The sequence below is a fragment of the Mesobacillus sp. S13 genome (assembly GCF_020422885.1).
GTDB classification, from domain to species: Bacteria; Bacillota; Bacilli; order Bacillales; family Cytobacillaceae; genus Mesobacillus; species Mesobacillus selenatarsenatis_A.
In genome coordinates this window covers 1,979,498-2,001,980 of sequence record NZ_CP084622.1, presented here as the reverse complement: position 1 = coordinate 2,001,980, position 22,483 = coordinate 1,979,498, and the positions used below count along the sequence as shown (strand labels likewise).

The following is a 22,483-nucleotide window of genomic DNA, read 5'->3' as shown; positions in this document are numbered from 1 at the left end:
TGGAGGTAAAAGATGTGAAAAAGACAGGAAAAATAGCTGGAGTGATATTAGGGGTAGGAATTGTATTTGCTGCAGGAACATTCACAGGGGCAACTACTGACTGGTTTTCAAATGCAGTCAATACTGCGAATTCAACTATTGGAAAAGCTGGATTTGACAAAAAAACTGAACTGATTGCCAATTCTGATGCTGATATTAATGTGAAGATCGTACAAGAAATTGGAGTCAAAATTGATGCCGAGGAAGTGGAACTGCAGGCCTTACTGGATGAATATTATCAAATGAGGTTGGACGGACTTACAGAAAGTCAACGTTATCAGGACTTAGAGGCTCAAATAGATGCAATTACAAACAATGTATATGAGCGTTATAAACAAGAAATTGACGCAGTCTTTGATGCTTAACCATAAATTAAGTCCCTTCCTCATTGTAGGAAGGTTTTTTTATTTTTTGAATAAGAATTAAATGAGGAGTGATATTTATGGAAAAGAAAGAATCTGATGAGTTAATTGATGAAATTTTTGATAGTGCTAAAGAAAATAAATAGCTCTCCAATTGGAGAGCTTTATTTAAATTAACCCCAAGCCACCTCTAGCTCTAAAGGTATCATTGGTAACGCTAAACACCTTATTAGCAATCTTTTTAATTTCACTATCATCGATTTTATTAGTTACATTAAAAGTTAAGTTATTATGTACAACAAGTTCATTCATAGTTTTATTGGATAAAGGTGGGTTATTAGGTTTTAATCTATTCATTATCCTATCAAATACAGCATCCGCAAAAGGAGCCATATACAAAGGGTTATCCAATGGAATAATAGCTTCTTTCCCTGCTTCACCTACTCCGTATAAAAGAGTTTTATCAGCAATTCCACCTCTAGCCCACCAAGAAACATCAAAATCAGGGTAAGGAATTCCCCAGCCATTTTCCTTCATTGTAACTGAAACATGAGGCATTTTTAATTTTGGAAGTTTCCAAGTAAAATTAAAAGCACCTTTAATTTTCTCAATGATTCCTACAATTGTGTTTTTGGCCGATTCAATTGGACTGGTTAATGCTGACTTTACCTTGTTAAAAATACTTGATGCGATAGATAATACACCATTTAATCCAGCCGAAAAGACATTTTTTATTACTTTAAGAGTAGTATCAATTACAACTCTCGAAGCATTTATCGATTGCTTTATTACCCCCTCAATTGCTTGAAATGCACCTGAGACAATCATTTTAAGTCCCAAAAATGCTTTATCCCAGTCACCTGTCAATAATCCCATCACAGTCTTTACAATCCCACGGATGACCTTTAAAACGCCTGATATAATATTTGAGATATTTTCCATTGATGATTTAGCATATTTCACAATGTCATCACCGTATTTTTTCCAAATAACTTTTATACCCGATGTAATATCAGTAATAATACCTTTTATGGTTGTTAAGATTGTGTCGATTGTGTCTTTAATGTTGTCAAATGAAGAATTTGTTGAGGTTTCTGTCTCATTGAAAGTTGAAATAACACTTCTGACAACAGTAATAAATCCACCTATTACAGTTCCAATTGCACTGAAAATGGTGGATATTGTCTCTTGTATTTGAGGCATATGTGCAGTTATCCAATTAGCAAAATCGGAAAGCAAAGGGAGTACATATTTTTGAACAGGTTCAATTAGTCCCATCTGCAAATTACGTCCAATTCCAGACATTGCTTCTCCAAAAGAATCATATTTGACTTCATTAATCTTACCAAGTGAATCTTTTGTTAATGAAGCATTATCTCCAATATTAGCAAATGCTTCTATTCCACGAACCCCTAGGTCTTCAAATTGAGTTCCGAATAGTGCTACACCTGCTGCATTTTGTGCCACAGGATCTTCTATAGCTAATAAAGAATCCATTACCTGTTGGAATGCTGTTTGAGCTGTATCTCCACCAGCAGCAAATGAGGCTGTCATATCCTCAGCATTAAGACCTAATAATGCAAATCCTTCTGCAGAAGCTTTTGAACCATCTTTACTTCTTATACCGAACTCCTTCATTGCATCACCAATTTTATCTACAGAAAATGCGCCGCTCTGAGCCCCGTCAATAAGAATGTTAGTAAATTCGGAGGCATCAAATCCTAATTGCTCAAAATGAACCCCATACTCATTTAGTCCTTCTAAAAAATCTCCATTCTTATCTGCTCCATTTTGAATACCTTGAGCCATCAGGTTAAAAGCTTCCTCTGAGGTTAAACCAAATTGATTCATCAATCCATTTGCAGTTAGAGTTGATTCTGCAATGTCTTTCCCAAATGTATCACGAAGCATAAGCGCATGTGTTGTTGTTTCTTCCAAAGCTTCTCCAGTTAATCCGGTATTCTGTTGAACAAGTGCCATCGAATCAGCAATATCTTGAAAAGACTCACCGAAGTTATTTTGATAAATTCGTTTTAAACTTTCTTCCATGCCTTGCATTTCTTCATCAGTTGTACCAGTGGCAGACTGCAATCCATTTAAGGCTTTATCCAAATCATCAGCCATTTTAACCCCTGCTATCGCCGCACCTGCTAATGCTGCTCCTAGACCTGCAACAGCCCCAGCAGCCAAAGTACCTAGATTAGAACCAAACCCTTTAGCCTTTTTATCAACATTATTCATTTGATTTTCTGCATTTTGCATACCTTGATCAAAGGTAGTTGTTGATAAAACAATCTCGGCACCATAAGAACCCAAATCAAAAGCTGCATTACTCATTACTTCTCACCTGCCTTATTAAACCTGCTTAAGCCACTCAATTTTCCAAAGTCAGGAGTAGTTACATTTAATCGTTCTATTTTTTCTAGATACTCTCTGCCTTCGCTAGTTTCTTTCAAATCCAAGATTTGATTTTCCCTCAACAAAGACAAAAAAATGGGATATGGTAAGTTTAGTAACTCATCATATCCCATCTTGGTTTTCCTATTTAAGTAAGCAATATTAGGCATAATTCTTACCTCATCTTGACTTGCGTTTCCCTTCCCTTTCTCTACTTCTGGCAGGGAAGGGATTCTTAGTTTGGGTTTGAATTAATTTCATTCATACGTTTTTTATAATGTTGAAGAATTGCAGATTTTTGAGTCTGATGTAATTTCCTAACCCAAGCCTGGTCAACTTCATTCGATTGACTGAACAAAAGTAAAATCATATCATCTTGGAACCCTAGGATTTTTTCTACATCTTTTGTTTTTCTAATCTTTTGTTCTATTTGCATTAGATGAATTACAGTTTCGGTTTTTAAAGAAGTGGGTACTTCAAAAATTTCTCCCCCAATTTTAAACGGAATTCCTTCCGGTACAATAATATCTAAATCAATAATTTCTGCCATTTTATTTTCACCTCGTTTTAGTTTTTAAAAAGTCTAGGAAGGGGTTAACCTTCCCAACTCAAAATTCTCAATTAACCCTCTACCCATTGATAGGGACTAATAAAATAGCCTCCTGAATCAGGGAGAAGTAATAGTAAGCGATTGATATACAGTAGAAATCTGTGATCCATTCTTGACCTTAATAGAATAAGTGGATGCAGTAAGTCCATCTAACTCCGCATACAATCCTGTTGAACTGTCATAGAGTGTCTTCAATTCATGTTCACCATCAAACTGCTCAGCAATTACAATGCTATCCTGTTTGAAGTTCGTACCAGTCACCTTAATCATATATGGCAATTCAGCAGTGCTTAATGATGTCACACTTAGAGAGTTAACTGTCGGTAAAGGTTGAACACCAATTTCCTCAATAATTTCTACCAAGTTTCCATCATTTTTATTTACAACTGCCAATGCTTTAAATTCAGCATCAATAACTGTTTCTTTCTCTTTATCAAATGTCAATTCAAAACCTGATTGTGCTTGTGCCTTAAATAGGTTGACAGTTAATTTTAATCCATCTGGTTTTATATGAACAAAACGTACATAGTTAACTGGTACATTCTTTAATCCACCAATACCAACTCTCCTAGAACCACTAGTCTCTGAATAGTATGCAGAACTAAGACTTTCGAGATTCTTTAAATCCCAGGTTAGAATACCTGATTTAAAAGTAACTTCTTCTTTCGTTTTAAAACTTGCAATTGTACCTCTATTCGCTGATTCAATTTCATAAAAAGTTGGTTTATAAGCTAATGCTGCTCCACCTGAAATTGCACCTACATTCTTCAACGCTGCCTGAATTTCTTCTTCTGTTGCTGTAGAGGGATTTGTCACAACTCCTAAATATAAATCACCACTACCTAGCAAATATGTATCTTCTGCTACTGTCATTAATAAACACCCTTTCTAATTTCCTTTAATATTAAAAGTTAGAGTCTGTTCGAAAACCCTATAATCAGGGTAAAAAACAATACCACTTCCACCCGCATGTTTTGAGGAGTAAATAGTTTTATCAAAGAGTTTTACACCTGTATTTTTTTTATGAAATAAAAAAAGAAGCCTATTTGCAATAGACTCCAACAGCAATACATCTTGAGTTGTTACTCGTATATCCAGCCGATACTGAGTAGTACCTTCACCAGCTAATAAAGGTGAAACCTCATAAACAATGTACGGATAATCTTCTTTATTGAATGGCTCATAGGGATTAATTCTTTTATTTTTGTGAGTATAGCCAATTAAATTAAGTAATTCTTGATCCATTAGCAGATAGTTTAATACTGTTTTAATCACCTACACTCATCCCCCTTTTAATCCTATCTTGAATTTCTCCGGTATTCTCTTCGACAGAAGGACGCAAATACGGTTGAGGACTAGAGCCAGGGTGATTAACTTCATCTACCGTAACCCATTTACCATCTATTTTTAATTTCAATGGTTTTCCGTCTTTTCGCTTGATTTTATGAGGATTCGAACCTTCTTCAACTGCCTGAGCATAATCTAAATTAGTACCAACTTTTAACGTGCTGACTTCATCTTCATGTTTAGTTACATGAGTAATTTCTCTTCGCAGTGTACCAGTCTTAACCGCTACTCTTTGCTTTGCCTCGGCTTCAACAAAGATTGCAATCTCCTCTGCAGTTCTTTCCCTTTTTCTTTTCATATCTTCTATTGCTTCTCTGAATCTATTGTTAGCCATCTAAAACACCTTCTTTAAAAGCACTTCGTAATGGCGATCATATTTCATACATTCAGTTACAATAAAATTTTGATTGTCATATTCAATTTCACCATTAATTTTGATCAAATCGTTTGGCATACAAAAGGCACGATTGGTTACATCAACAAATACACCATATCTAGTTTCGGCAAGTCTGTTGCTAAATGGCTCAACTTCTCCTAAAAGTGGTGTTTTTGTCTCAATTAAATCATATTTACCCCTGCCAAACTCATCAATGCTTGATGGCTCATCACTCTCTGTTTTATTTATGACATATAAAGTTTTAGTTAGTCTCATAGAATCACAATCTTTCTATGTGACTTTAGCCTATTCATAATGTTTGGTGGGTACTCAGTAAGATAAGATTCACTAACAGAACCCTTCCCTTCACTCGCAACATTTTCTACTCCTTTTTGTTTGTACTGGAAAACAATCATCTCAGTGATAACAGTATACAAAGATGGAGGAATCTCATTTAGTTTACAGAAATCAAAAATAAAATCCTGTGCACTGTGAGAATAGTGTTCCAACAAATAATGACTGGAAGTATTTCCCTCAAGCCCAAGAATTTTAATCGAAGTGGTAATGATTTTGTCCGAGACATCGCTCAATATATCTTCATCTAAATAAGCCACTTAATCACCTACTTTTTTTGACACCGGATTTAGGTGTTTTTGTTTTGGTTACTTCTTTAACTTTTTCATAGTCATCACTCTTCAATAGTCTTTCTAGAAGCTCTCCTTCAACATCCCACTTCAGACCAGTTTTCTTATTTAATACATACATTAACTTCACCACCTAATTAAAATTCAATATAAAAAGGGGAAGATTTCTCCTCCCCTTAACCATTTAATATTAGGCTTTATTCACTGTTAAAACCGCTAGAGCTGATGGTTTAATAACCTTTGCACCGTATACTTGAAGACCCTTCATTGCATCAGAGAAAGATTTCTCTGGGCGATATGCTTCAACTGAATCAATTTGAGAAGCAAATGCAATCGCTGACTTATGACCAGCCATTACTTTGTATTTCGATCCAGCAGTATTAGCAACATTGTTGGAAGTATAAACAGTCATTCCGTTAACTGACCCAATATATCCAGTTGCAAGAACAGCAGGATCTTTAACAAAACGAGCATCCTTTTGAAGAAGACCATAGAAGAATTCAGGAACAACTACAAAACGATCAGATTTTGGAACGTTGGCTTCAGAAAGTTTAACACCGAGGTCGACCAGGTAATCATAGGCATTGTCCTTTGTAGGAACAATGGGAGTAGTATCATTACCAATAGTGTTTCCTGCAGCAACTTCAGTATAGAAACTAGCAATATATTGATCGGCTACATCTGCAAGACCATACCCCGCTTCTTTCATTGCTCCTTCAAGAAGGTCAACATTGCTTTGAGCCTTATCAATATCCTCAACTTTAAAGTTAAAGAATTTTTGTTGGTCGATAAGCAAAGTTGTTTGAGCAGAATTAAGTTCTTCAGGCTCACCAGTTCCATTAGCTTTATCATAGTCACCAATAGTGATAGCACCAATAGAATTAATTTTTACAGTGTTACCAAATTTAGCATCTCCTTGATAATCATTGTTTACAACATTACCAAATACCAAAGATTTTTTAAGAGACTCGTTTAATTTTGCTGACCAAACTGTAGGAATGAAATTTTGTACTGACATTATATAATCACCTTTACCTTTTCTTTGTTATGTATAGTGCTTCTTTTACGTCTAGTCCGAAAGACAAAATTATTACTTATTATTTTTTAGGAATGATTGGACTGCCTCCCAATTTTTCAACATTTCTTCTTCAGACATACTGTTAATGGCTTCAAGTGTTAAAGAAGTTTTGTTTGTTCCATCTTTAAGATTAGTACCAGATTCCTTCAATTTTTCTTCTACCATTGCTTGAATATGCTTATCAAAAACCTCTTTTAACTTAGTTAAATTTGAGGTTGTTTTACCCTCATCTTCCCCAATAAAAAAGTCCACTAAATCTAGTGGTAACTTTTGATCATTAGCATATTTAATTGCTTTATTGGCCAAAGATTCTCTCACCTTCTCCGATTGAATCCTAGCCAATTCAGCTTTTATATTTTCTAACTCAATATCCTTTTCATCCTTTTCAGGAAAACGCTTTTTAACCTCTTCATCTAATAACTTTTGAAGGTTGTTCTTTTTAAATGATTCAATCCCTTGAGTTACTTTGGAATCTGATAATGACTGAAGAAGTTTTTTTCCATCCTCATTACTTTCCAAGAACCCTCTTACCCCATCAAATGTTGGTGTAGAAAGTTTCCCTAGATAAGCCTGGACATCACCATTTTCCTTATTTGTTTCTAGAAACGATTGCACGTGCTCTAATGTTACTTCCATTTTTATAGCCTCCTAACCCACTAAGTACGAGCCTTAATGTGTTCAAATTTTGGTTTTTCAAGTTGCTCTTTAACGTCTACAAACCTGAAAAAAGACAATACAAAAAGCCATTCTCATAAGAAAATGACTAACTAAACTTATATTTTTTTTGCTTTTGCCCATTCTTCATAACTCTTATATTGAATAATTCCCTTTGTTTCATTATCTTTCCGCTTCTTGGGTTGATAATTCTTGGCTGCAGGAATCCAACATGATCTACAGGAAATATGAGCTGGAAGTTTTGGCCTTTTTGGATCATCTATTTTCCAGCGTTTTGAATCGTTCTTTTGGCAGTAATCCGTAGTTTTTGAGTCTAAAGTTGCTGTAAATATTATGCCCTCTACAGCTCCGCTATCTTGGTAAATCCTTTCCTGTGCAGAAGAGATAACCCTTGCTGATTCCGTACGAATTAAAACTTGTGAATGATGATAACGTATTCCCATTTGCTTTCTTACACGTCTGGCAATTTTATCAACTGATTCACCCTGTCTTATACCATTGAATAGTTCTGTCCTAAGTGTATTAATTAAATTCTGATGGTTGTTGTAAATACGAGTCGAAAAAGGTATTCCGCTCCAATCAAAATTTACTACTTCACTAATAATCTCTTTGTTTAAAAGTTTAAAATTGATTGCAATACCTAAGTTAGATTCCATATAGTATGTTGATTTATAATATGTAGCAGTATAAGCAGCAAACAAAATAGATGTTGTCAATGCAATTTCAGCCTTAATAAGACTTTTAGCTTCGTTCTGTAGGAACTCTTCAATCTTTTTCGCTCTATTGTACTTTTGGATTTCAGTTAATTCTAATTGCCCATCCGTACCATACTCCGAAAATAGGGAATTAAAGAAACTGATTATATTTTCTTCTGATTGTTTATATAGTTTCAATATTTTTTTATGATCCTTCTCAGTCACATTAAAAATATCATCAACCATTTTGAGCAATTCTTTTTCAAGGTCACTCATTTAAACCACCAGATTGTAAAAGAGAATCAAGTGAAGCTAGACCCATTGCATCTTTCTCCTCTTTTACTTTCTTAATCACCTGTGATACATTCTCAACTCTAGGATGCCAAGACAATAAGGACTCTTGATCAACTGTGCCAGTCAATTTAACAATTTGGTCAGTAATTTCTGATTCATTTTGAGGAAGATTTCTACTAAATTGAAAGCGAATATCTGACGCCATGTAATCATTTCCTTTTTTATTCAGGATATTTGTAATCAGTCTGAGGCGCTTTCTCAAAGCCTTAGTCATCTTTCTTTCTTTGACAGCACACTTGGATTCAAGTCCAAAAAGTTTGTAACGTATTGCCACAGAACTGAGATTTGAAGCAAACTCTTCTGATGTTAATTTAGGAGTTGAAGTTTGCTGATGAAGCAATTTATCAACTGTTTCAAAGAAATTTTGTTGGAATTGGTTATTGATATTCTTAATCATCCAATCCGCTTCACCATTCTCATCAAGAAGAATAACTCCTTCCTGCTTTAACTTCAGAATATCTTCTTTGGTTGAACCTTGATAACCTTTGATTTTTAAGAATGCATTGGCAAAAGACTCCAACTCATTCAACGAGTCGCTCAACAATACGTCAACCCCGTCAATCATTGGAATAAACTTTTCAAAATCCCCGATTTCTTCATCGTTATTTTTGTAAATGATAACTGGTGTTTCGCCAAAGTAATGAGGTTTTGATACTTCAACTGGATCAGGGATATAATCATTTCCACTTGAGACAAAGTAATGAATACCTTCAGCATCGTACAATTCCACTTTAGTAACTTTGTCATTGCCGATTTTTTCATCCCAATAACGGAATGCAAACTTAATGTTATCTTTCCTATCCTTTTCAACATACATTTCAATCGGTGAGAACTCCGTAAAACGAATGTGACCTTCTGGATCAATCCACATTACTTCATAACTTTTTCCGAACACCGAAAAGTCTTTAACCGTTTCAGCATTGGTATCTTCTTCATCGTTTATGTAATAAACATCTTTAATATCATTGAGGTATTTTTCATTTCCACTTTGACTTAATAGTGTAATCGGCTTTGCAGCAAAATATCCTAGTAAAGTATCAATCACAATGCCAGCATAATCCGAAACAATCTTATTGTTTGGTTTATCTGGATCAGGAAGTACTCTGTTTAATATTTTGTGTTTGCCAGTATAGTAATCATATAACTTTCGATACCTTGGTAATTCTGCTTTATGTTTTTTAATACCCTCTTTTATTTGTTCACTAGTAACCAATTCTACACCTCCTATATCCCAAGTAATTTCCGGTCTAGTGACTGGATTCTTTTATGGTTTCCTAATAACTGGACAGCACCGAATAAACTATCAGCACAGTCATCATTTTTGGCATTTATTGAGTAATCCTTAATTTGAGCATTATATGTAAGGTTGTCTCGGTTAAATAAAATAACACCTGAATTAACTTCAGGCTGCAGTGATTCAATACGAGCATGTTTATTCCCACGAGTGTTAACTCCTGTTACATGAACATAAATCTGATTTTTATATAATGCTTCCTCAAATTTCTGTTTCATGTAAGACTGAGCTTGAATTGTTTCAAATCCAATTCGATCAAGAGGGAAATCCTTAATTTTCTTAGCAGCAATTTTAAATAATTCATCTGGTAGTACTTTGTGCACTGAACCATCCAGAACATATTTTTGTTTTGTCTTATAATGTTGAGCAAGAATAGTGATTGCTGAAAAGTCATTTCTTTTTCCTGCTTTAATCGCTGGATCTATATACATGACAATCTCCAGTTCATTAAAGTCAGGAAGAGACTCCCAATACTGAAGTTTTTGAAAGATTAACTCACCAGCATTTTTAGGATTAAGCATTTGCTCTTTCCAAAATGCAATATCTCCATCATCTATTTTCTTTTTCATTAATTCATAATAAGACCATCTTTCAGGCCAAAGTACTTCTGTTCCTCTAAGCATCTCTGTTTTATGAGCATTAAAAAAAGATAGAGCTGTATTTTCTCTATCCTCGTCTTGTCTATCTGTATAAATTTTTTCCCATTTTTCCCATAAATCTAATGCTTCACTAAATTTAATGACGGCAGGTTTTATAACCTTTTTCCAACCAGTTGTCTCTGGTTTAAATAAATCAGAAATTAAATCATTTTCAGAGAGAGTAGTTCCTACAACTACATAGTTCGTGTAGGAATCACCTAGGTTTAGTACAGATTCTCTAAATAAATTTTTCACCTTTTCATTTTTAGACTCAGATTCAACCATTGAGTCAGTAAGTAAGTCATCACAAAGAATTAATTGTGGACGCAAACCCTTCCACTTAATACCCCGAAGTGTTCCTAATATACCTCTAGCCATAATACAAGAGTCATTATTTAGCCAAATCTCTTGAGCAGACCATTTCTCAGAAGACTTTAATTCACCAAAGTCCTCAATAATCGCTTCGTTTGACGTAATTTCCGCTTTGATATCATTCATTAAGGCAACTGCTAAATCATCAGAAGCAGACAATATTAGAATGAATCGAATAATTTTATACAATAAAGAATGCATTGGTTCAAGAAAAGTACCGATTGTTGATTTCCCGTGATTTCGTGCTACTCCATAAACTAAGCGTTTTCCCTCTTGATTTAATATTGAATCTAAATCCTGAAGAAACGAACGCTGAAAATCACCAAATTCACGCCAGAATATTTTAGGGAAATAGGCTAATGCAAAATACTCCTTATCAATCTCAGCTAACTTTTTTCTCAAACCCTCTTTACCAGTGAGTTTATTTTTATGTAACTTCAGTAACTGTTCAATCTGGTCAGCAGAGAAATGTCTTTTGAGATATTTAAGGAGCAACTCTTTTTCTTTTTTATCTATTGTTCTCACCACACTTTTTAAAGGTCGATATTTACGACAATTTTTTTTGAAACAGGTATTGTAGGGTATTTGGGACACTATTTAGAATGACCCACCCCTTTAACGGAAAATAAAAAAGACCATCACAATTTTTAGTGATCGCCTTCTAATTGTTGCTTATTCTTTTTGATTCTCTATATAATGTTGCTCTACTTATCTTGGTAATCTGTTCAATCTCATTGACTGTCATTTTATTCTTATCACGGTTATTAAACAATTCTAGTGCATACTGTAAACCTTTATTCTTTTCAGTATACTTCTTTGGTCTACCTTTATAGACTCCTCTTTCCTTAGCCTCGGCAATACCTTCTAGCTGTCTTTCTCTAATCATATCTGCTTCGAATTCTGCTACTGCTGATAACACTGTAACCATCAACTTTCCTGTTGCTGTAGTCGTATCTAACTTTTCACCACTTACATTAAGGACAACAAGACCTACTCCTTTATCTTTCAGTAACTCAATAGTATTTAAAGCATCCTTTGTACTCCTAGCGAAACGATCCAACTTAGTTACTACAATTAAATCACCAGCAACAACTTTATTAAGCAGTTTATTGAATTCTTCACGATTGTCTTTCTTTCTACCGCTTACCTTTTCTTTGAATATGTTCTCTTTGCTGACTCCATATTCTGATAACTGATTTAACTGCGCCGATAAGTTTTGACCTTTTGAAGAAACCCTTCCATAACCGTATGTTGTCAATAAACACACCCTCCATTTATGATACATGTATTTGATACATTGTTAAGTCAATGATATCAATAGTGCCAAAATGTGTCAATAGGGTGTAGTCAAATGATACATTAAAACCAAAAAAATATAATATCAGGAGTTTTCTTCCTTCTGCTGCTTCAACATATCCACTAATTCATTGTAATCTTCATCGCTGGACTTTTTACCATCCTCTAATACGATTGTATTTTTAGCTGTAAGCCCTGCCTTTTCTAGACCTGAATTCGTTGCATTTAACTCTGCATAGACAGTTTTAACATTTTCAATATTCCCATCAGCTATATCTATAAGCTTCTTAGTTAAGCGTTTCGAATTCATTCTAAGCATAGTCAAAGCTTCCTTTACTGTTTCAGCCTCTAACATATTCTTATAATTTTGAGCTTCTTCTCGGTTTAACAACTTATATACTGATGATCTGTTTTCCCATCCACACTCTTTAGCAATTTGATCAACAGTCATTCTGCCTTCAAAGTAGAGTTTAATAGCCTTCATTTCTCTTTCTGTTAACATACTCTCACCCCCTATCTGTGTAACACTGTTGCCCACTTTCACTAATGTTGTTCTGCTAATCCCAAGACTCTTTGCACTTTATTGTTTATCCATACTTCCACTAGCTAACAATTGAGCTGCAACTATTTGTTGTTGAGTTAATTTTTCGTTTAACATTTTCTTATCACCGACTTTACAATGAACACCAATATTCACATTTATTGTATAATCTAATAAGAATTAAAAGGGAGAGAATTCAATGAAGTCATTTAATTTCAACACTCTATTTTTGGATATGAATATACAAGACTTCCAAAATTATATTGAGTTCATGGAAGAAAACATCTTAAGACACAAAAAGAATATCGAAGATGAGTTCGAGGAAAAAGTTAAAGAATTAAACTTAACTGATCCTGAAGAACAACAAGCACTTTTTGAATATTTGTATGATGATCAATATCACGCTGATACATATAAGCAAATATTAAGGAAGTCGTTATTTTTATCATTGTACTCATTTGTAGAAACACAACTAAAATCAATCGCAATTAAACTAGAAAAAAAGGAACTCACCAAAATAAAGTTAAATGATATCAGTCATAGTGGAATTCCTCAATATCTTTTCTTTATTGAAACCGTCCATAATATTCAAATTGATATATCTAAAGATTTAAGAAAACAATTCCTGGGTTACAACATCCTAAGGAATCATTTTGTACACAATGACAGATTCCCTGTTAACAAGAAAAAATACCAAACAGTAAAGCTTATTAAAGGAGTTAAAATTGATGACTCCCCTATACATGATGATAAATTTTACATAGATAAAATAACCTCAGATTTCAATAGGATATATCTAGAAAAAATCCAGCAATTTTTCAATAAGTTACATGAAGCATTAGAAACAATAGACTTTTATTAGCACTTCATAGAAGTGCTTTTTTTATTAAACACTTTGTCAATTATATAGGTGTTAAAATTCACACTTATAAAAACCTTTATAATTACTTCTGTCTCCAGTAATCAGCAGCTATATCCTTAATATCCTCATAAAAATCAATACCATCAACTGTAATACCAACAGCTGTAGTACCGTCAGATTGTTCTGGATAAACTTTAATGTGGCCCTTGGCCTCTAGATATTGATAATGCAAGTTATTTTCCTCTAATACTGAAGGTTCCACATTAACAATTGCACCAATATTCCTCTCACTTACTACCTTTAAGTACAACTCACTCAATATCTCAATTCTCTCTTTTGCCATTTTTCCTTACCTCCATTTATTTTTTATAATAACTGTGTTTCTAAATCCTCATAAATTTTATCCAACTCAACCCTTGTACTCACAAACTCTTTAACAATCTGATCATAATTAGGATCTCGCTTATTCAAACTTACCTTAATACCTAAATCAACCCACTTGTCATACACAGGATTAATATGATCATTCCAGTAACGAATGGTATTTACTTTAACGCACCTAGGACAAACATAATGCCAATGATAAGTTGGTTTACCTTTGTAGTAACCTATCCAAGGTTTGAATACTCTTTTGACCTTAAAACGGCAAACACAATAATCACACTTGGTTAAATTGTAAGCCATAATTTAAACGACAAAAAAAGTAACCATCATAGCAATGATTGCTGCAATAGTTACCAAAGTATAATTTAATTTATTATCTTTTGTATCAATACTCATAATACCTAATCCAAATAACAGAATAAGCAGAAGTAAAAGTATCTGAAATACCATCAACATAAATCAATAATCCTCCAATTCAATATCACCATATACACTGTATTGTAATGTGCCAGCATGAACCCATTCTTCTGTACCTTTTACTCTATAATAATGAGCGACAACTAAGTTCTTATCATCTGAATAAAGTGTTTTTTCTTTTCTTTCAAGTTCGTGTACTGTTTCCAATTAATCAACTCTATAATAAAAAACACCCAGTTACGAGTGCTTAATTAAAATTTCCCTATATTGTTTTATACTCTCTGGAATACCTGTCTTTAATTCTTCTTTGTTGTATGGAAGATTCAAATCCTTTTTTAATTGATTATATTCCTTTACAACAGCTACAACTAATCGTTCGGTAGTTTCTTTTTTAAATTCTCCAAACTGAGAAGAATACTCTATCCAAGCTTCTAATAATTCGTCAGAGCAATATCCAGACTTTTCTATGATAAATTTCTCCATAAATACACCAGATTGATACTCCTTGTTATCAACATTGCCTAACATTAACTTCTTAGCTCTCATAGACATTTCAATTACTAATTTAACTCTAACATTAATAATCCCATACAAAGGAGCATACAAATGTTTCAATTGTTCTCTTTTTCTATTTTTTCGCTCTTTGTAGGGAGTAATAATAAAATGATTTAAAACAGCTATAAATAATGCTACTGATCCAGAAATTAAAACGCTTATTAATTTTACATCCATTGGTATCGCCTCCCAAAAACTATTATAATACAAACAATCGTTCTTGTGGAAGGTATTTACATATTAAGATGTTTCGACAGAAAAGAAGGAACAAAAATTAATATTTGGAGAACATAAAAAACCCCACTCAATAAAGAGTGGAGTTTCATTACGTATGATTACCTTTTATAGTTGTTTGCTGTAGCAACTATTTAGAATTGTTGTTACTACAGTTTGATTTGAAGGTAATCGCTTTTATGTTCCTCCCTAGATGTTCACCTTATACATTGTTGCTCCTAATTAAAATTTGTAAGTTTAAATTAGAAGTGTGATTTGTTAGGCTGAAAACATTAGGGATAATAATCATTATTCTCATTATACAAGAGGATTAGCCTTTTGTCAAAACCTAATTGAAATTAGGAATTCCTCCGTTGATAATTGCAGTAGAAGTAGCATTTTCAACATATTTTATTCCGTCTACGGTCTTACCACTATAAGTATATTGATATTCGGTGAGTATTCCATTTGTTATTAATTTTTCTATTATAACTAAAGAATGTTCATTTGAGCAATAAAGTGTCTCTTTAATTTTCTGAATAAGGAATTCCTTCCCTAAATCTTTACCCTTATTCGTACTCCAGTCAAACAAATCCTTACATCTTCTTAATCCACGAATTATATCATTCTTAATAAGGTGATGTTCGTCAAAAGGTAAGCCCATTATTTCTTCAATAGGTATGAATTCATCCACAAGATTTATTACATGATTAGATGAATTAAATGTAAGTCCCACCAGTATGACCTTTTTAGATTTTTCCTTTAGTTTTTTAATTAATGGCAACATATCTTTGTCACAAGAAACTATGAAAAAGATATCAAACTCATCATTTATACATTTCTCAAGGGCATCCAGAGATAACTCCAAATCTGCAGAATCTTTAATATTTAGAGTATGTACTGGATTAATTCCAATAACCTTATAATGGTGAAGAACCTGTTTTTTATTAAAATAAGAATTCAAATAATCGTCATATGCATATATGGATTGATTTATATACCCCTTTGATTTTAGATTTTCTCGTAATTTGTCTATAAAATCATTATCATATATGTCTTTTTTTGGTGACAATTTCTCTAAGCGAATCCTTATATTCTCATGATCAATAAAAACCCCAGCTCTATTTTTCATTTTCCCATCTCCAATCTTCACCATATTATACCATATTGTGAGATTTGCAGGAGGAAAGTATTAAGAAATTTGTAACATTTTAGTCAGGCTGACTGGATTTGCACCAGTAACAAACACTATCATGGGATAATAGGTTGCTCTACTATTGAGCTACAGCCTGAAAATTAAAATAGGCACTTAGTTAGTCACTTAATGAATTTAACAATCTTATCGCAGTATCAACAGCACTTTCTCCGTTAATTTGATTTGCAAACTTTGCATTGATGTAATGTTCCAGTTTAACAATATCTCTTTCACATTGTTTAAACTCTATCATTCTATCTATCGATATCTCATACATCCCTATTCACTTCCTCATTCTTCATCAATTTCTATTTTAACCTTCGCTTGTTTCCATTCTTCAGCAGCACACCAGCATTCCCAATCAATTAACTTTTCTTCATTCAAATATAATTTACATCTTGAACAATAAATCCCTGTATCAAGCACCTTCTCCATCAATTCAACCCCTTACCGTAACCAATAAAAATTAATCTATAAGCTTGGATATCACTTAAACCAAACGTTTTCCTCAACATGAACACTGTATCTTCGATATTCTTCTTTTCATCTTTAGTTAAGTCTTCAAGATAAATTGTATTCATCTTAGCTTCATCCATTGAGTCACCATTTGCCATTCTTAGATAAATCTCTTTGCAACAATCAAAAACTTTGTCATTAATCATTTTTAATATTCCACCTCTCTTAAATCCTCATATACAGTCCAGTCACCTTGCTTCATTAACTTTTTACAGACGTAAAAAAAGAAGCCTTCATCAAAGTCAGCTTCAGAATTTGTAGTTATGTATTCGAAGAATTGTTTAAAATAATATTTATCCTCAAAGAATTTACTAACACTTGTAAGCCAAAATTCATCTATAAATTCACCTTCACTTATGTCCTCAAACATTAACTTAGCTTCAATGTCTTCTCTTAACCGTAATGGAGGCTCATAACTGAATATCCAGCCTTTATCATCACAATAAAACATCTCATTAAAACTCATATTGATTCCCTTATCAATAACAAACTCCCTAAATAACTCTTCCTGGCTTTCTGCTTCAATCAACTGATCCATTATATAAGACTCAATATCCTGCACTTCAAATGGAACAAATACAATCTGAACATCATCAACGCTAGACATGTCTCTAGAATAAGCAACATAAGCATTACATTCCTTTGGTGCAAATATCTCTTCAACTTTAAAATTATTTAAAACCGTCTTTACTGGTGTTTCATATACATCTAGTTTTTTATGTATGTCAGCAACTTTCCTCAGTGCCTTTTTTTCATTTTCTGCAAATACAACAATCACTTGATCAGGACAATCAATAGCATACTTGTCATAACATTTGAATAACCTCAAACACTTTACCCCTTTTTGATTATTTATTTGGATCTCTTTTAGGTCAACCAAACAACTCGGACAAATATCAATTTGTTTATGTATAACCAAGCATCTTGGACAATACTTTTTAATCATGGGTTCCATCTTTCTTTTGCTCAAGCTGCATCTTTAAGAAAGTCTTTATGTATTCCTGCTCTTTAATAATTAATTCTAAGTCGTCATTCATTTTTGTAAGGAAAGGAAGTAAGCCATTAAAGTGCCTGTCTAATGCACGTTTTGTTGCCCTTAACGATGTATAGTAAATTAAATCATCTAAATCGCTCTCAGTCATTTGTACTACCATTTGATTCTCTTTTTGCACATACAACACACCCTATTCTAATTTCCCTCACGATCAAAGGCTGGAACTCGTTCCGTTCGAGTAAATCATCCAGCCCCTCATGAAGGTTATAATCATACATATTCAAAAGGAGGATCAATATTAAGTCTGAACAACTTGATATTAACCGCATTACCTTATTTTTAAAGTCCGAGATAACGCATTGGCACTCATCACATGGTGAGCGATACGGACGTGATTTTATTCTATATAAACCTTCTGCCATTCAAATTCCTTGGCCTGATTTACAATTTGTTTTAACTTTATCTCCTTATCATGAGACATATTGCATCGTGAATTTAGGAACTGACTTAGCAAACTTGGAGATACTCCCATTTGCTGTGCAATATCCTTAACTCGCAATTCCTTCTTTTTAATTTCAAGTATCAGTTCTAATCGTTCGTTTCGAGTCATCATCACTCCCTCACTTTCTATAAATTAATTCAGTAAAAATGTTTATTAAATAAATTTAGAATTAGACAAAAATAAGAGACAGCCACAAAGGACTGCCTCAACTAGTTACATAGTCAGTATTGAAGTTGTGCTCGTGTACACAACAACAAAATGGAAGTGGGAAGAGGATTACCCCTTCCCTTAATATATATAACTATTTAATAATAATTTTCACTTAATATTAAGTATAGATTTTACATTTGTTTGGTTTATGTATTTATATTCCCTATCATTTGATACTAAATATGTATGATCCAATAATTCATGATGGCTGCCGATGTTGAATTTTATTAAGTTAATTCTCTTCTTAATAATATCCATTACAACCTTTTGATTATCCTGATAAAGAAACATCAATGAACCATGTTTAAGTATGTTGTATTCTTTAACAGTTAATGGATTTAACTTATCTGTATTGACCGGAATCATCCACCCATCAACTTCATTAAACTTTATGTAACCATTAAAGACTCGTTCCAATAATCCCTTGCAGTGACAATCAAACAACTTAACCTTTTCATCTGGATCAATAATCACATTGCCATCTGCAGAAGGTTTATAAAAGGATAATGCTCCATTCTTTGATACTGCAACTAGCTTATGTATTTCATACTTTTTAATCAAATCACTAACCGTTAATTCACCATTATGTACTTTCTCAATATTCTCAATGTTTATTACCTGCTCATTCTTATATGTAGGCACATCTGCATACAACTCATTCAACTCAAAATCGAAATCCTTAATGAGATACTTTTTATCAATCTGATACTCTCTATACTTCCTATTCTCGCTGGCAGGTAGGTTAGGAAATGGAGCATAATCACTTCTCAACTCAACCTTAGTAAGTCCTCTTCTGCCCAACTCTTTATCCATCCTACTTCTCATTGATTTAAGCATATTACGGACTGCTGGTTGCCAGTAGTTATTACTCTTCCCAGGAAATAATATTTCGCCTATTGCCTCTAATTTAAGCTTATTTTCAATTACCGAATGGAATAATTCATTAATATTAACTTCACCCATCTCCACTGCTTTGAGAATGGTATTAAACTTATCCAATTGATCCTGAGTCATAATATCTTTGTAGTTCTCGAACACAAAGTTACTGGTTTCTTGTCTGCCATATGTATGCTTACTTGGTTCATTTCTCATCAACTCATAAAAGGAAATTTCAGTGTCCTCACCAGATGAATCATTCTTCTGAGGTGTAATAATATCCTCAAAAGATACCAACTCTATGTCATTTTTTATATTATGAACCCTACCATCCTTAACCAATCTCTTTACATGCTTATCCTGATTCAACTTAGGAATGATGATTTGCTTTTCAAAAGATGAATTTATGTAATTAATTAATTTATTATATGTATGTGACTCTGTTTCACCAACAAACTTTTCAAGGGTGGGGAGACTAACAGAGATACTTTCATTTACATCAACAAATCCATTTGGAAATGACATTATGTAATTGGTTAACCAGCTTTCAATCTCCCAGGCATCAAAAATTTTCATCGATGCTTTAACTCCTAGCTTTGATCCATTATAATGAGCACTCATTGTATTACCTTTTGATTCACAATACTTTTGTTTAAGTGTGATCAGTAAGTGATTTAACTTTTTATCCATAAACACAATATACTCATGGACAGCATTCTGTGGCCTTCCATCAATCTTCCATACTTCAAGCTTCCGTTTCATCATGAATTGCAATTCCAAATTATATGGATTGCCATTTGCGGCCTGTTTCATTGAAATGTATAAGTTAGGTAAATCCTTTCTCATTTCCAACTGATCATTATTCCATTTTGCAATATCTCTTCCCTTTAAATATGTCATTATTAATCCTCCAATTAATATTAATATAATTATTTTTTAATAGATTGATTGAGTAATTCATTTTAGAACTCTCCTTTTAATTCCGTTTTAGTCGTCTACTCGATGTATATTGCACTTGATCCCTACTCCTGTTGGATACATGGCAAAATCTATGATGTGATATTGGGATATTTACATTTAACTGCTGATTGATTACTACAATTTAATCACTCCTTTCAAATTCAAAAATTTTTTAATTCCCCGGGGGGAAAGGAAATACTTTGTGAGCTCTCTTTGCGAACAATGTATTTTCCTAGGGGCGATGTTTTTAAAGAATCAGGGCTAGCTCGCCCTCACTTTCTTCGCTACGCTTTGAAAGTTCACCCGCCAAGCGTATAAATTTCGTTCCCTAACGGTCACTACATTTATCCACTTGATACTAATTTTTATGGAATAGACTACTTAAATATTATGTATTTGTCCCAGTTTTACTTTTTATTTATATATATAGATATTTAGTAAAAGTGGGGCATTTTATTTAATTCGGGTAATAATTATGTATCGCTTTTTTCTCATTACTCCTGATGTTTCTTGCTTTGGTTTACTTACCGCAAATGGTAACTCCAGTTGATTTCTGACTATAGATTCAAGTGTTGAAGGTTTTAATTTCTTAGTCCTATAATCCGTTTGTGATGATAATGTTATTAATTCTTTGATTATAAGGTCACTTAGTTTATGCTGCTCCTCATCAAATAGTTTTTGACCAGCTATAGTATCAAGATACATTTCCAAAGAAATCACTTCTTCTTTAATCACCACATCTTCAATTAAATTTTCTTCTGGTTCATCATCACTTATACCTAACCAGCTAAGTTGCTCATGGATATAGGCAAACTTCTTATCTATATCGAAAGCATTGATCATGTGTTCTGCAAATTTTATATCCTCATACAACCTTTTACATCCTACCAAGTTATGTTTTATTTCCCCTGTGGTAACATCTCTATAAAATACATCATTCATTCCATTGAAATCCTTTAAATCATTATCATATTTTTTATAGAATTCCATCTTGTTTGAATCTAATAATTCAACTTCAACCTGCTTTTGTCGGTAGGTTTTTAGTTTAGACAAAAAACTCTTTTTGAATCTTGTAGGGATATAAAGGTTAACTTCTTCAGGATTATCAATATCTATTCTTTTTCGTCCAAGCATTTGAATAAAAGTTATTCGATCCCAAGTCATGATTACTATATTCTTTAGTTTACTGTCTTTTATATTGATACCGTTATCCATCGCTTTAGTGCTAACCAATACTTTTTTAGTGAATTTGCTGTTGTTTATTATGTAGTTTAATTCATCACTTTTAGTCCCTGACTTAATAAGCGAGCATCTATCTTCACCTAATTCTTCAAGCAACTTGTTTCCATCCCTATTAATATCACTGATGAATACTAGCCATTTTTCATTGGAAGAATCATTCTTAATAAGATTGATAATAGAATCGATATTGCTGAAGTATAATGGTTTAACGTAACTATAATCATTCCCCGTACTATATTCGTGGACTGTAGGAACGTCTAAGCCAAATCCATTATTCTTTATTTTTTCTACACTCCTGATTATTGGTTCTTTTATCTCATGCATGGTAGCAGATATGAATATTTTCACAATATGTGGGTAATAATCATGGACTACTTTCTTATATGCAAACCTTGTTTTATTGTTAAAGTTCCCATCTGAAAATATGAAATGACATTCATCAAAAACTATGTAATCGTATAAGTTAAAATCACTCTTACTTGCATTAGGATCATATATTTCTTGCTGAATCGCATTGCTAATTGCGTGATATGATGTAATGGTGACTTTATCTGCAATTGTTGTTACATCGTCCAACTCATTTAATGTTTCAGGAATTGGTTGCTTATACTTTTTCAGCAAGTCCTTTTTAAGTTGCCTCTTTAAATTTGTTCTGTTACAAACAAATAGCAACCTTTGGCCTGAATCCATATGATCTAGCAATACCTCTTTTATAAAGTATGTCTTTCCAGTTCCAGTTTGAGCTGATATTAAAACTGTATCGCCTTGTTTCCATCTTTTATAATCATAACCAATGGAGTCTGACACCCATTGTAAATTTAGTGCTCCCATAAATTTTT

Annotated in this window: 29 protein-coding genes and 1 tRNA gene; 2 read left to right on the top strand and 28 right to left on the bottom strand. The window is 33.1% G+C overall.

Translation table 11 applies throughout. The features are described from left to right. Positions 1-14 precede the first annotated feature (14 nt). Positions 15-404, top strand: a complete 390-nt coding sequence (locus LGO15_RS10080; RefSeq protein WP_226087488.1) for a hypothetical protein — start codon at positions 15-17, stop codon at positions 402-404. Positions 405-569: 165 nt separating this feature from the next. Here the strand turns inward: LGO15_RS10080 and LGO15_RS10075 are convergent, their stop codons facing one another. The 16 genes from LGO15_RS10075 to LGO15_RS10000 all read right to left on the bottom strand — a co-directional run bounded on the left by LGO15_RS10075 (position 570) and on the right by LGO15_RS10000 (position 12,679). Continuing rightward, positions 570-2,738, bottom strand: a complete 2,169-nt coding sequence (locus tag LGO15_RS10075; protein ID WP_226087487.1) for a phage tail tape measure protein — start codon at positions 2,736-2,738, stop codon at positions 570-572. Next, positions 2,738-2,968, bottom strand: a complete 231-nt coding sequence (locus tag LGO15_RS10070; protein WP_226087486.1) for a hypothetical protein — start codon at positions 2,966-2,968, stop codon at positions 2,738-2,740. Before LGO15_RS10070 ends, LGO15_RS10075 begins: the two co-directional genes overlap by 1 nt. 65 nt (positions 2,969-3,033) lie before the next feature. Continuing rightward, positions 3,034-3,348 carry a hypothetical protein gene (locus LGO15_RS10065; protein WP_226087485.1) on the bottom strand — a complete coding sequence of 105 codons (315 nt, stop codon included), beginning with the start codon at positions 3,346-3,348 and terminating at the stop codon, positions 3,034-3,036. Between the two features lie 117 nt (positions 3,349-3,465). Then, complete coding sequence (locus tag LGO15_RS10060) at positions 3,466-4,281, bottom strand: IPT/TIG domain-containing protein (RefSeq protein ID WP_226087484.1); 816 nt, start codon at positions 4,279-4,281, stop codon at positions 3,466-3,468. Positions 4,282-4,296: 15 nt separating this feature from the next. Beyond that, positions 4,297-4,683 (bottom strand): hypothetical protein, encoded by a 387-nt coding sequence (locus tag LGO15_RS10055; RefSeq protein ID WP_226087483.1) that lies wholly within the window; start codon positions 4,681-4,683, stop codon positions 4,297-4,299. Further along, positions 4,676-5,089: an HK97 gp10 family phage protein gene (locus tag LGO15_RS10050; protein ID WP_226087482.1), complete on the bottom strand. Its 414-nt coding sequence runs from the start codon at positions 5,087-5,089 to the stop codon at positions 4,676-4,678. The genes LGO15_RS10055 and LGO15_RS10050 overlap by 8 nt, the downstream gene beginning before the upstream one ends. Beyond that, positions 5,090-5,407: a hypothetical protein gene (locus tag LGO15_RS10045; RefSeq protein ID WP_226087481.1), complete on the bottom strand. Its 318-nt coding sequence runs from the start codon at positions 5,405-5,407 to the stop codon at positions 5,090-5,092. Further along, positions 5,404-5,745: a phage head-tail connector protein gene (locus LGO15_RS10040; protein WP_226087480.1), complete on the bottom strand. Its 342-nt coding sequence runs from the start codon at positions 5,743-5,745 to the stop codon at positions 5,404-5,406. The genes LGO15_RS10045 and LGO15_RS10040 overlap by 4 nt, the downstream gene beginning before the upstream one ends. Positions 5,746-5,749: 4 nt before the next feature. Further along, positions 5,750-5,896 carry a hypothetical protein gene (locus LGO15_RS10035; RefSeq protein WP_226087479.1) on the bottom strand — a complete coding sequence of 49 codons (147 nt, stop codon included), beginning with the start codon at positions 5,894-5,896 and terminating at the stop codon, positions 5,750-5,752. A gap of 69 nt (positions 5,897-5,965) precedes the next feature. Further along, positions 5,966-6,793, bottom strand: a complete 828-nt coding sequence (locus LGO15_RS10030) for a major capsid protein (protein WP_226087478.1) — start codon at positions 6,791-6,793, stop codon at positions 5,966-5,968. A gap of 72 nt (positions 6,794-6,865) precedes the next feature. Continuing rightward, positions 6,866-7,489, bottom strand: coding sequence for a DUF4355 domain-containing protein (locus LGO15_RS10025; RefSeq protein WP_226087477.1), 624 nt, complete (start codon positions 7,487-7,489; stop codon positions 6,866-6,868). A 137-nt stretch (positions 7,490-7,626) separates the two neighbouring features. Continuing rightward, positions 7,627-8,499 (bottom strand): minor capsid protein, encoded by an 873-nt coding sequence (locus LGO15_RS10020; protein WP_226087476.1) that lies wholly within the window; start codon positions 8,497-8,499, stop codon positions 7,627-7,629. Continuing rightward, positions 8,492-9,790, bottom strand: coding sequence for a phage portal protein (locus tag LGO15_RS10015; RefSeq protein WP_226087475.1), 1,299 nt, complete (start codon positions 9,788-9,790; stop codon positions 8,492-8,494). The genes LGO15_RS10020 and LGO15_RS10015 overlap by 8 nt, the downstream gene beginning before the upstream one ends. 11 nt (positions 9,791-9,801) lie before the next feature. Next, complete coding sequence (gene terL / locus LGO15_RS10010; protein ID WP_226087474.1) at positions 9,802-11,406, bottom strand: phage terminase large subunit; 1,605 nt, start codon at positions 11,404-11,406, stop codon at positions 9,802-9,804. A gap of 136 nt (positions 11,407-11,542) precedes the next feature. Further along, positions 11,543-12,139, bottom strand: a complete 597-nt coding sequence (locus LGO15_RS10005; protein WP_226087473.1) for a recombinase family protein — start codon at positions 12,137-12,139, stop codon at positions 11,543-11,545. Positions 12,140-12,262: 123 nt separating this feature from the next. Further along, the gene (locus tag LGO15_RS10000; protein WP_226087472.1) at positions 12,263-12,679 is read right to left on the bottom strand and encodes a terminase gpP N-terminus-related DNA-binding protein; all 417 of its coding nucleotides are present in this window, start codon (positions 12,677-12,679) and stop codon (positions 12,263-12,265) included. 238 nt (positions 12,680-12,917) lie between these two features. Between LGO15_RS10000 and LGO15_RS09995 the strand changes: the two genes are divergently transcribed. Beyond that, the gene (locus tag LGO15_RS09995) at positions 12,918-13,580 is read left to right on the top strand and encodes a hypothetical protein (RefSeq protein ID WP_226087471.1); all 663 of its coding nucleotides are present in this window, start codon (positions 12,918-12,920) and stop codon (positions 13,578-13,580) included. Between the two features lie 82 nt (positions 13,581-13,662). On the opposite strand, the gene LGO15_RS09990 is transcribed toward LGO15_RS09995, so the two are convergent. The 12 genes from LGO15_RS09990 to LGO15_RS09935 form a co-directional block, all read right to left on the bottom strand. Continuing rightward, the gene (locus tag LGO15_RS09990; RefSeq protein WP_226087470.1) at positions 13,663-13,923 is read right to left on the bottom strand and encodes a hypothetical protein; all 261 of its coding nucleotides are present in this window, start codon (positions 13,921-13,923) and stop codon (positions 13,663-13,665) included. A gap of 500 nt (positions 13,924-14,423) precedes the next feature. After that, positions 14,424-14,588, bottom strand: a complete 165-nt coding sequence (locus tag LGO15_RS09985) for a hypothetical protein (RefSeq protein WP_226087469.1) — start codon at positions 14,586-14,588, stop codon at positions 14,424-14,426. A gap of 30 nt (positions 14,589-14,618) precedes the next feature. Then, complete coding sequence (locus LGO15_RS09980; RefSeq protein ID WP_226087468.1) at positions 14,619-15,113, bottom strand: hypothetical protein; 495 nt, start codon at positions 15,111-15,113, stop codon at positions 14,619-14,621. Positions 15,114-15,498: 385 nt separating this feature from the next. Next, positions 15,499-16,281, bottom strand: coding sequence for an NYN domain-containing protein (locus tag LGO15_RS09975; protein WP_226087467.1), 783 nt, complete (start codon positions 16,279-16,281; stop codon positions 15,499-15,501). An 83-nt stretch (positions 16,282-16,364) separates the two neighbouring features. Then, positions 16,365-16,441 (bottom strand) — tRNA-OTHER (locus LGO15_RS09970). Between the two features lie 194 nt (positions 16,442-16,635). Further along, the gene (locus LGO15_RS09965; RefSeq protein ID WP_226087466.1) at positions 16,636-16,779 is read right to left on the bottom strand and encodes a hypothetical protein; all 144 of its coding nucleotides are present in this window, start codon (positions 16,777-16,779) and stop codon (positions 16,636-16,638) included. Beyond that, complete coding sequence (locus LGO15_RS09960) at positions 16,779-17,006, bottom strand: hypothetical protein (RefSeq protein WP_226087465.1); 228 nt, start codon at positions 17,004-17,006, stop codon at positions 16,779-16,781. The genes LGO15_RS09965 and LGO15_RS09960 overlap by 1 nt, the downstream gene beginning before the upstream one ends. A gap of 2 nt (positions 17,007-17,008) precedes the next feature. Next, positions 17,009-17,689, bottom strand: a complete 681-nt coding sequence (locus tag LGO15_RS09955) for a hypothetical protein (RefSeq protein ID WP_226087464.1) — start codon at positions 17,687-17,689, stop codon at positions 17,009-17,011. Positions 17,690-17,798: 109 nt separating this feature from the next. Then, on the bottom strand, positions 17,799-18,032 hold the full coding sequence (locus tag LGO15_RS09950) for a hypothetical protein (RefSeq protein WP_226087463.1): 234 nt from the start codon (positions 18,030-18,032) through the stop codon (positions 17,799-17,801). A gap of 219 nt (positions 18,033-18,251) precedes the next feature. Further along, positions 18,252-18,464, bottom strand: a complete 213-nt coding sequence (locus tag LGO15_RS24335) for an ArsR family transcriptional regulator (RefSeq protein WP_226087865.1) — start codon at positions 18,462-18,464, stop codon at positions 18,252-18,254. A 210-nt stretch (positions 18,465-18,674) separates the two neighbouring features. Continuing rightward, positions 18,675-20,342 carry a hypothetical protein gene (locus tag LGO15_RS09940; RefSeq protein WP_226087462.1) on the bottom strand — a complete coding sequence of 556 codons (1,668 nt, stop codon included), beginning with the start codon at positions 20,340-20,342 and terminating at the stop codon, positions 18,675-18,677. 513 nt (positions 20,343-20,855) lie between these two features. Continuing rightward, positions 20,856-22,475 (bottom strand): DEAD/DEAH box helicase family protein, encoded by a 1,620-nt coding sequence (locus LGO15_RS09935; protein ID WP_226087461.1) that lies wholly within the window; start codon positions 22,473-22,475, stop codon positions 20,856-20,858. Positions 22,476-22,483 lie beyond the last annotated feature (8 nt).